General features: G+C 59.8%; 1 protein-coding gene. It reads right to left on the reverse strand.

Going from position 1 to position 1,880, the window contains the following annotated elements; all coding sequences use genetic code 11:
- Positions 1-50: 50 nt before the first annotated feature.
- Positions 51-1,472: a group II intron reverse transcriptase/maturase gene (gene ltrA / locus RG836_RS08930; RefSeq protein ID WP_310844838.1), complete on the reverse strand. Its 1,422-nt coding sequence runs from the start codon at positions 1,470-1,472 to the stop codon at positions 51-53.
- Positions 1,473-1,880 lie beyond the last annotated feature (408 nt).

Raw genomic sequence — 1,880 nt, forward strand, 5'->3', positions numbered from 1 at the left:
CATCCACCGTCCTCTCACACCACCGTACGTACGGTTCCGTATACGGCGGTTCAGGTTACACGGCTAAGCCGGTTAATCGCATCCAGTATCGAGACCAGCCCGAGTCGATCCCACAGCTTCTTCGGTAGCGCCTGATTCATATGAGGCGCTCCCGAGTTCCACCATGGGCCTCGGCCATTGACTGCCGATTTCCACGCCCGTGCCTCATCGAGTCCCAACCGTATCAAGTTGCGCGCCCTCGTAGAGGGCCGCTTCCATTGACGCCAGATGACACAGCGAAGCTTATGGCGTACCCAGCCATCAAGTGTTTCCAAGGCACGCTTGCCTTGGGTGAGCTTGAAGTAGCCAGCCCAACCGCGCAGCACGGGGTTTATCCGCTCGATGATCTTCACCATCTTGTGGCCCCGTGCTTTACGTAGCAGGCCTCTGAGTCGGTCGCGCAAACGACCTAGACTCATCGTTGCCACTCTCAGCCTCGGTTGCTGATGCCAGCTCATCCCGTAGCCCAAGTAATCACACATCCAAGACCCGGCTACTCGGCTCTTGTCCCGGTTCAGCGTCAGTTTCAGGCGCTGATTCAGGAAGCGCTCAACACTCCTCATCACTCGTTCGCCGGCACGCGGGCTGCGTACATAGATGTTCGCATCGTCGGCATAACGTACAAAACGGTGACCCCGTCGTTCCAGCTCGCGGTCGAGTTCGTTGAGCAGGATGTTCGACAGCAACGGCGAGAGCGGGCCGCCTTGCGGCGTCCCTTCCTGCCGTCGGCTGGCGATCCCGCCCGACATCACACCGGCTTCAAGGTAACGCCGGATCAGCCTGAGCACCTGCTTGTCCTCGATTTGACGCGCCACGTAGGCCATCAAAACGTCGTGGTTAACCCGGTCAAAGAACTTCTCCAGATCAAGTTCCACGCACCAACGGTGACCCGCCGCCACATGGGCACGGGCTGTTTCGATGGCTTGGTGAGCGCTTCTGCCCGGACGAAAACCGTAGCTGTAGTCCGAGAACAGCGGATCGAAGATCGGCGTGAGCTGTTGCAGCATGGCTTGCTGGATCAGGCGATCCACGACGCAGGGAATACCCAGTTGTCGCGTTCCACCTTTGGGTTTGGGGATGTCGACGGCGCGCACACCTTGCGGGTGGTACTCGCCGGCCAGCAGCCGAGCCTTAAGGACTGGCCAAAACTGTTTCACGTAGTCCGCCAACTCGTCGACCGTCATACCATCGGCACCCGGTGCGCCTTTGTTGCTGACCACACGCTGATACGCACGCCTGAGGTTGGCGGGTGCAAGCACCCGCGCCATCAGCGTGTCCGGCTCCGCGTTCGTCCACGTCACAGATGCCGTCGATACCTTTGCGCTGTCAGCCGTCATCCTCGGATTCTGTCCGGGACTCGGGGTAACAGTCTTCTCTTGGAGAAATTTCTGCATTACGGTATTCAACGAGACTCTGACGCCTACTGGCGGCATAACCTGTTCGGCCCTTGGTGGCGCGGTTGACCGCCACTTACTACGGCTTCGGCTGACTTCTGCACGCTCATCCCGTCGCCTCGCGGCGCTCGGTAGCACACTGGCAAACGTGCAGATCTCCCAGGGTAATTCGCGCGACCTTCCTGCTTATGCCTGTCGGATCTACGTCACAGCGTTCCGTGCAAGTATCGGGCTTTAACGGTTTGGGCCGTCTCACCCCGCTGCGCCGCCTCTATCCGCTTCCTGTTCGTCAGGCCAGCATTTTGCCTCGGGCTTCCTTCAGATTCGCAGTCACCCGCGACACCCTTGCCTCTGGCTGACACTTCCCCTTGCCGGGTGTGTAGAGGACTTTCACCTCCAAGTCACCAGCGTGACCACCACAGCCAAGCTGGTTGCGCTTGCGCGCAA

Origin of the sequence: Pseudomonas rhizozeae (assembly GCF_031583775.1) — a bacterium.
In the GTDB taxonomy this organism is placed as follows: domain Bacteria; phylum Pseudomonadota; class Gammaproteobacteria; order Pseudomonadales; family Pseudomonadaceae; genus Aquipseudomonas.

Bases quoted from the DNA above. Each gene is read 5' to 3' on its own strand.
- ltrA (WP_310844838.1), bottom strand. From the start codon at position 1,472: ATGCCGCCAGTAGGCGTCAGAGTCTCGTTGAATACCGTAATGCAGAAA.